This is a genomic window from Winogradskyella sp. (assembly GCF_045105575.1).
Taxonomy (GTDB): Bacteria; Bacteroidota; Bacteroidia; order Flavobacteriales; family Flavobacteriaceae; genus Winogradskyella.
The window spans coordinates 23,616-32,189 of the sequence record NZ_JBGCDQ010000049.1 but is presented as its reverse complement, the minus strand read 5'-3'; the positions used below and the strand labels follow the sequence as shown (position 1 = coordinate 32,189).

The following is an 8,574-nucleotide window of genomic DNA, read 5'->3' as shown; positions in this document are numbered from 1 at the left end:
TATCACTCCACTGAAAAGACACACCTGTCTGTATACTTGGTGCATTAGTTTGGGCTTTTACTGATAAGAATGTTAGAAGCACAAACATTACGAATAAATAATATGTTTGCGAGTTTGAGAATCGAGTAGAGATTTTCATATATTATATAGTTGATGTATGATTCAATTTTATGCGAAATTCGATTTAATTTTTACAAACAAAACGCAAATAAATAAAATTCAGTAAGACTATTCAATTGCTAATTTGAATTCTTACCATATATATTTTAACCAAGATGTATTAAGTCACCTTGCTTTTTTATTTAAAGCTTAAAAATCATAATAGAGAAGAGATTTGCTACTAACCAACTTCAAAAAAAAATAATCCCCAATTTTGTTAACGTAAAATTAAGAAAAAAACAAATACATTATCGACAATAAATAATATAATTATCAGATTTTTTTCATTTGATGAAATTACTAGTCGTTTGTAAATCACCCTTTAAAAAACATAAAAATACGATTAAGCGTTTAAAATAGTAGCCTTTTGTTATATAACTATGTACAGCATTCAAAAATTTCAATAAATTATTATGTCTAAATAAAGGTGTGTTTTTAATTAATAAAAAAAAAAAACAACTCTATACTACTATCAATCTGCGCAAAGTAAAAACTACATAACACAGAACAAATAAGATACTAATCATCATTTTTAAATTTATGAGATAAGTAATCTATACAATCTCATATAAGCATCTATTAAAACCATTAGATAACACCAAATTAAACATTTAATATCGCATATAAATTGAACTTATTAGTGATATATTTGCACTGCTTTTTCAACTATTATTATGAGCTTTTTAAAAGAAATAAACAGACGACGAACCTTCGGAATCATTTCGCATCCAGATGCTGGTAAAACTACACTTACAGAAAAATTATTACTATTTGGTGGTGCTATACAAGAAGCTGGTGCTGTAAAAAGCAATAAGATTAAGAAAGGTGCTACGAGTGACTTTATGGAAATAGAACGTCAGCGTGGTATTTCCGTGGCGACTTCTGTTTTAGCTTTTGAGTATAATGGTATTAAGATTAATATACTCGATACACCTGGTCACAAGGATTTTGCTGAAGACACCTTTAGAACCTTAACTGCTGTAGATAGTGTTATTGTTGTTATTGATGTTGCTAAAGGTGTTGAAGAGCAGACTGAGAAATTAGTTGAAGTTTGTAGAATGCGAAATATACCCATGCTCGTTTTTATCAATAAAATGGATCGTGAAGGTAAAGATGCCTTTGATTTATTAGACGAGATTGAACAAAAATTGGGTTTAAAAGTAGTGCCATTAAGTTTTCCTATTGGTATGGGTTACGACTTTAAAGGCATTTATAATATTTGGGAAAAAAATATTAATTTATTTTCTGGAGATAGTAGAAAAGACATTGAAGAAACGATTGAAATTTCGGATTTATCTTCACCAGAATTAGACCAACTCGTTGGCGAGACTGCTGCCAATACACTAAGAGAAGAAATAGAATTAGTTGCAGGTATTTATCCTGAATTTAACAAAGCTGATTATTTGAATGGCACACAACAACCTGTATTTTTTGGCTCTGCGCTCAATAATTTTGGAGTACGAGAACTACTAGATTGCTTCATCGAGATTGCCCCTAAGCCAAGACCTAAGAGAAGTGAAGAACGCTTAGTAGAGCCAGATGAAAACCAATTTAGTGGCTTTGTGTTTAAAATACACGCTAATATGGATCCTAATCACAGAAACAGATTGGCTTTTATAAAGATTGTTTCGGGTGAATTTAAGAGAAACACTCCTTATCACCATGTAAGACTCGATAAGAAAATGAAATTTTCTAGTCCAAATGCTTTCTTTGCTGAAAAGAAAGAGATTGTAGATATTTCGTATCCTGGAGATATTGTAGGCTTACAAGACACAGGTAGCTTTAAAATTGGTGACACTCTAACGGAAGGTGAAGTACTAAATTATAAAGGAGTCCCAAGCTTTTCCCCTGAGCATTTTAGATATATCAATAATGCAGACCCAATGAAGTCTAAACAGCTAAATAAAGGTATCGATCAATTAATGGACGAAGGAGTTGCCCAATTATTTACATTAGATTTAAACGGAAGAAAAGTAATCGGTACAGTTGGTGCACTGCAATACGAGGTGATCCAATACCGTTTAGAACATGAATATGGCGCAAAATGTACTTACGAAAATCTTAACGTCCACAAAGCGTGTTGGGTAGAAACGAAAAATGAAAAAAGCGAAGAATTTAAAGAATTCTTAAGGGTAAAACAACGCTATTTGGCGAGAGACAAACAAAATCAACTGGTGTTTTTAGCTGATTCTACCTTCACTTTACAAATGACACAACAGAAATATCCGAGTATCAAATTCCATATGACTTCAGAATTTGAATAGTTTAGCGTGCATTTCATCGAAAAATAATAAAAAAATATGCTTTTTAGCCGATTTTTACGTTTTTAATCGATACTTTAGGCAATGCTAATATGAAATAAACAATTTCAACGAAAGATTAACCCCAAACTAATCTACTAATTATGGATATTAACGCAAACGTTTTCAGCAACGCTGAAATGACGGTTACCTATGAACCACGCTGTTGTGCAAATGCAGGCATTTGTGCTAAACAACTCTCAAATGTATTTAGAACTTCAGTAATTCCTTGGATTGATTTAGACGGAGCACAAACTGATGCTGTGATTGATCAGATTAAAAAATGCCCTTCTGGAGCATTACAGTATCATCTGAAGCAAAAAGATGTTGCCTAGCTCTATTTTTTTAATTGTGTATAAAATTGAAAAGAAAAAACCTTTGAATTAAAAAAATTAAAAGGTTTTTTAGCTTATTCTGTACTAGAAAATAGAAATATTTATTTTAAAGCTATTTTAAGCTGTTTTTAATTCAATTCAACACAATTACATTACTCATAATTTATTTAACCTCTAATATATCTTAAAATTATCAAATTGTAATAGAAAAAAACTATCGTTTTTAAATAATATATAGTTTACATATATCACACTATTCTAAAGATTATTTAAATGAAACAGTTCTAAAAATTAGTTGGATTTGATAAAATTAAAACCTCTGTGCCTATCATTTTAATTTATAAAATTATTTAGGCTTTTAGACACATCTATTCAAAATAAAATTAAAACATGTGCATTACGTTAGGACTTATCATTCTGCCTTTAGATACAATATATAGTGTACCTAAAGGCACACTTGATTACAGCGAAAGATGCTTTTTTTACCTGTATAAAGTCCCTAACGGGACAAAGCGTTAGTTTTGTTGACCATTCGTTGGCATTACAACTAAAGGGAATAACTCAATTTTCTGAATTCAGTTCAACTTGTAAGATTCTAAAAATTAAATTCATTAAAAAATCAATGCTTAACAAAACTAGAGCCAACTAAATTTATAATGGCTGTCATTTAGATCTCAACTTCAAAATAATTACTGCTTGTTAGTCAAAAAAATGTCTAACAAAAATTAATCTTAAAATTACGTTTGTCCAATTAATCCGAAATTCAATGGAATTGGTGGTTGCTCGTCAAAAAAAATGTCGAGCAAAAACCAATTCTTAACATTAAGCTTGTCCTGTAGGTCCAAAATTCAGAGGAATTGGTGGTTGCTCGTCGAAAAAAATGTCGAGCAAAAACCAATTCTTAACATTAAGCTTGTCCTGTTGGCCCAAAATTCAAAGGAATTGGTGGTTGCTCGTAATCTTTGATTTCACCATGGGCTTTTTCAAAACGTACCACGTTCTCACCTAAGGCTTTTAACAAGCGCTTTGCATGCTGTGGTGTTAAAATAATACGAGATTTCACTTTACTCTTTGGTGTACCTGGCATAATACTCACAAAATCCACTACAAATTCGGAAACCGAATGATTAATGATTGCTAAGTTAGAATAAGTGCCTTCAGCTATTTTTTCATCTAACTCTATGTTTATCTGCCCTTTTTTAGGATTCTTTTTTTCGTCTGCCATCGTAAATTTATTTACGCTTCCATGAAAATGGAAGTCTAATTAATTGTTTCTTTTAAATTAAAAAGCCCTCTCGTTATTAACTTGAAGGCTTTTATTTCTATTCTATATACTTCTCAAATTGATGAGATCCCGAATCGAGTTCGGGATAAATTCGACTTACAGAATTCATATCGCCTTTGCACTTCGACTACGCTCAGTGTGTCAGCTTATAAAATCTGAATCTCATTTAATTAAAGTTCATCTCTTCTTTAGCTTTCATCATTTCGTGAAACTCTGCTTTAGAACCTACGATAATGTGCTCATATTCTCTTACACCTGTACCTGCTGGTATTCTATGACCAACAATTACATTCTCCTTAAGACCTTCAAGCGTATCTACTTTACCACTTACAGCTGCTTCGTTAAGAACCTTTGTTGTTTCTTGGAACGATGCCGCAGATATAAACGACTTAGTTTGTAACGATGCTCTTGTAATTCCTTGTAAGATTGGTGTTGCTGTAGCAGGACTAACGTCTCTCGCTGTTACCAGGTTCTTATCCTCTCTACGTAAGCTAGAATTTTCATCTCTTAAATCTCTAACAGAAACAATCTGACCAGACTTTAAATTTTCAGAATCTCCTGCATCTTCCACTACTTTCATACCGAACATCTTATCGTTCTCCTCAATGAAATCTGATTTATGAACGAGTTGATTTTCTAAGAAAATAGTATCACCAGAATCAATGATTCTTACTTTACGCATCATTTGTCTTACAACAACTTCGAAATGCTTATCATTAATCTTCACACCTTGCAAACGATATACTTCTTGTACTTCATTTACTAAATATTGTTGAACCGCAGAAGGGCCTTTAATGTTAAGAATATCGTTTGGTGTTATAGAACCATCAGATAAAGGCATACCAGCTTTAACGTAATCATTCTCTTGTACAAGAATCTGATTCGATAGTTTCACTAAGTATTTCTTAACCTCACCTAATTTAGATTCGATAATAATTTCACGATTACCTCGCTTAATTTTACCAAATGAAACCACACCATCAATCGCACTTACTACAGCAGGATTAGAAGGGTTACGTGCTTCAAATAATTCTGTTACACGAGGTAAACCACCTGTAATATCACCTGCCTTAGCAGATTTACGTGGTATCTTCACTAAGATCTTTCCGATATCGACTTTGTCTCCATCATCAATCATTATGTGTGCACCTACAGGTAAATTGTAAGAACGGATTGTTTCACCTTTACCATCTTCAATAAGTAACGTAGGAATCAACTTCTTGTTTCTAGATTCAGAAATTACTTTCTCTTGGAAACCAGTTTGTTCATCAATTTCAACTTGATATGTTACTCCTTGTTCGATGTTTTCATACTTCACTTTACCAGCAAATTCTGAAATAATAACACCGTTATAAGGATCCCACTGACTAATAGTATCACCTTTCTTCACCTTAGTACCTGGCTTCACAAAAATATGTGAACCGTACTGAATGTTATTTGTACTTAAAACAATACCTGTTTTAACATCTACTAATTTTAATTCAGACGTTCTAGAAATAACAACATCAACTTCGTTTCCATCGCTATCTTTAGTCTTAACTGTTTTAAGGTCTTCGATTTCTGCAATACCGTCAAACTTAACGGTTAATTTATTTTCTTCAGAAATGTTACTTGCAATACCACCAACGTGGAATGTACGCAATGTTAACTGAGTTCCTGGCTCACCAATAGATTGGGCAGCAACAACACCAACCGCTTCACCTCGCTGTACCATTTTACCAGTAGCTAGGTTACGACCGTAACATTTAACACAAATACCTTTTTTAGCTTCACAAGTTAATGGAGAACGTACCTCAATAGAATCTAATGGCGAATCACCAATTTTCTTAGCAATTATATCATTGATATGACCACCTGCTTCTACTATCAATTCTTCCGTTAAAGGATTATAAACATCATTAAGTGATGTTCTACCTACAACTCTGCCTTCTAAATTTTCAACGATCTCTTCATTCTTTTTCAATGCAGACACTTCGATTCCGCGTAGTGTTCCACAATCTTGTTCATATACAATAACATCTTGAGAGACATCTACCAAACGACGTGTTAAGTAACCAGCATCTGCTGTTTTAAGAGCCGTATCTGCAAGACCTTTACGTGCACCGTGCGTAGAGATAAAATATTCTAAAATTGAAAGTCCTTCCTTAAAGTTAGAAAGAATTGGATTTTCAATAATTTCACCACCAGCTGCTGTAGATTTTTTAGGCTTCGCCATTAATCCACGCATACCAGTTAACTGACGAATCTGTTCTTTAGAACCCCTTGCACCAGAATCTAGCATCATAAACACCGAGTTAAATCCTTGCTGATCTTCTCTAATACGCTTCATTGACAGTTCTGTCAATTCTGCATTCGTAGATGTCCAGATATCAATAACCTGATTATAACGCTCATTATTGGTAATAAGACCCATATTATAGTTGCCCATAATACCATCAACCTGCTTATTAGCAGCATCGATCATGCCTTGCTTTTCTTCTGGAATAATAATATCACCTAAACTAAATGATAGACCACCTTGGAATGCAAACTTATACCCTTGTGTTTTAATTTCATCTAAGAAATCGGCTGTTTCAGGTACACTCGTCTTTTTAAGAATACCATGAATGATTTCTCTTAATGATTTCTTGGTTAATACCTCATTTATATATCCTGCTGCTGCTGGTACTTTTTCATTAAATAGTACACGACCAACAGTTGTTTCTATAATTTGTTTCGTAAGTTCTCCTTCTTCGTTAAAATCGTAAGTTCTTACTTTAATACCTGCATTAAGATCTACACGTTTCTCATTATAGGCAATAGTTACTTCTTCTGGAGAATAAAACGTTAAACCTTCACCTTTTACAGTATAGTTTTCATCTGATACACGAAGTTTCGTCATATAGTACAATCCAAGCACCATATCCTGAGATGGTACGGTAACTGGAGAACCATTTGCTGGATTCAGAATATTATGTGATGCCAACATTAATAGTTGACATTCTAGAATTGCTTCTGGTCCTAATGGTAAATGCACTGCCATCTGGTCACCATCGAAATCGGCATTAAAGGCCGTACATACTAATGGGTGTAACTGAATTGCTTTACCTTCAATTAGTTTTGGTTGGAACGCTTGTATACCAAGTCTGTGTAACGTAGGAGCACGATTTAAAAGCACTGGATGTCCTTTTAAAACATTCTCTAAAATATCCCAAACTACAGGTTCTTTTCTGTCTATAATTTTCTTAGCAGATTTTACTGTTTTTACAATTCCTCTTTCTATCAGTTTTCTGATAATAAAAGGCTTGTAAAGTTCAGCTGCCATACCTTTTGGCAATCCACATTCAAATAATTTTAATTCTGGCCCAACAACAATTACAGAACGTGCTGAATAATCCACACGCTTACCTAGTAAGTTTTGACGAAAACGTCCTTGCTTACCTTTAAGTGAATCTGATAATGATTTTAACGGTCTGTTAGAATCTGTTTTTACAGCAGATGACTTACGTGTGTTATCAAACAATGAATCTACTGATTCTTGTAACATACGTTTTTCATTACGTAAAATCACTTCTGGTGCTTTTATCTCAACCAATCTTTTCAAACGGTTGTTACGGATAATTACACGACGGTAAAGGTCATTTAAATCTGAAGTCGCAAAACGACCACCATCTAAAGGCACTAAAGGTCTTAATTCTGGTGGAATTACAGGCACAGCCTTCATAATCATCCACTCAGGTCTGTTTTCTCTAACTAAGTTTGAATCTCTAAACGCTTCTACAACTTGTAAACGTTTTAAAGCTTCAGTTTTACGTTGCTTAGATGTTTCGTTATTAGCTTTATGTCTTAAATCATAAGATAATTGATCTAAATCTATACGTGCTAATAAATCGATAAGACACTCAGCACCCATCTTAGCGATGAATTTGTTTGGGTCTTTATCATCTAAGTATTGGTTTTCTTGAGGAATCGTTTCTAATATATTAAGATACTCTTCTTCTGTTAAGAAATCCATTTTTTGAACTGGTTCTCCTTCAGCGTTCATAGCAATACCTGGTTGAATCACCACGTAACGCTCATAATAAATAATCATATCTAATTTCTTAGATGGTAATCCAAGAAGGTAACCAATTTTGTTTGGTAACGAACGGAAATACCAGATATGCGCAACAGGCACCACTAAATTAATGTGTCCTACACGATCTCTACGTACTTTCTTTTCCGTTACTTCTACACCACAACGGTCGCATACAATACCCTTGTAACGTATTCTTTTATATTTACCACAAGCACATTCAAAATCCTTTACAGGACCAAAAATACGCTCACAGAACAAACCATCACGTTCTGGTTTGTGCGTTCGATAATTAATAGTTTCTGGCTTTAGTACCTCTCCACGAGATGCGCCTAAAACAGACTCAGGCGATGCTAAACCAATAGAAATTTTGTTAAATTTCTGAATTGTATTCTTATCTTGTTTTCTTGCCATGTTCTTTTTTGTTGTTGTAGGGACAAG

Annotated in this window: 4 protein-coding genes; 2 read left to right on the top strand and 2 right to left on the bottom strand. The window is 33.4% G+C overall.

Annotated features, from left to right (window positions below; genetic code table 11):
- Positions 1-833: 833 nt before the first annotated feature.
- Together AB8B52_RS12300 and AB8B52_RS12295 are read left to right on the top strand one after the other, a co-directional pair.
- Entirely contained in the window at positions 834-2,423 is a 1,590-nt protein-coding gene (locus tag AB8B52_RS12300) for a peptide chain release factor 3 (RefSeq protein WP_406028539.1), read from the top strand.
- A gap of 140 nt (positions 2,424-2,563) precedes the next feature.
- Positions 2,564-2,794: a (4Fe-4S)-binding protein gene (locus tag AB8B52_RS12295; RefSeq protein ID WP_406028537.1), complete on the top strand. Its 231-nt coding sequence runs from the start codon at positions 2,564-2,566 to the stop codon at positions 2,792-2,794.
- 907 nt (positions 2,795-3,701) lie between these two features.
- Here the strand turns inward: AB8B52_RS12295 and AB8B52_RS12290 are convergent.
- Both AB8B52_RS12290 and rpoC read right to left on the bottom strand, forming a co-directional pair.
- Entirely contained in the window at positions 3,702-4,019 is a 318-nt protein-coding gene (locus AB8B52_RS12290; RefSeq protein ID WP_406028535.1) for a DUF3467 domain-containing protein, read from the bottom strand.
- A gap of 226 nt (positions 4,020-4,245) precedes the next feature.
- Entirely contained in the window at positions 4,246-8,547 is a 4,302-nt protein-coding gene (rpoC, locus tag AB8B52_RS12285) for a DNA-directed RNA polymerase subunit beta' (RefSeq protein WP_406028533.1), read from the bottom strand.
- Positions 8,548-8,574: the final 27 nt, after the last annotated feature.

Excerpts from the sequence above, each read along its gene's own strand:
- AB8B52_RS12300 (WP_406028539.1), top strand. The coding sequence starts at position 834 with ATGAGCTTTTTAAAAGAAATAAACAGACGACGAACCTTCGGAATCATT.
- rpoC (WP_406028533.1), bottom strand. The coding sequence starts at position 8,547 with ATGGCAAGAAAACAAGATAAGAATACAATTCAGAAATTTAACAAAATT.
- AB8B52_RS12295 (WP_406028537.1), top strand. The coding sequence starts at position 2,564 with ATGGATATTAACGCAAACGTTTTCAGCAACGCTGAAATGACGGTTACC.
- AB8B52_RS12290 (WP_406028535.1), bottom strand. The coding sequence starts at position 4,019 with ATGGCAGACGAAAAAAAGAATCCTAAAAAAGGGCAGATAAACATAGAG.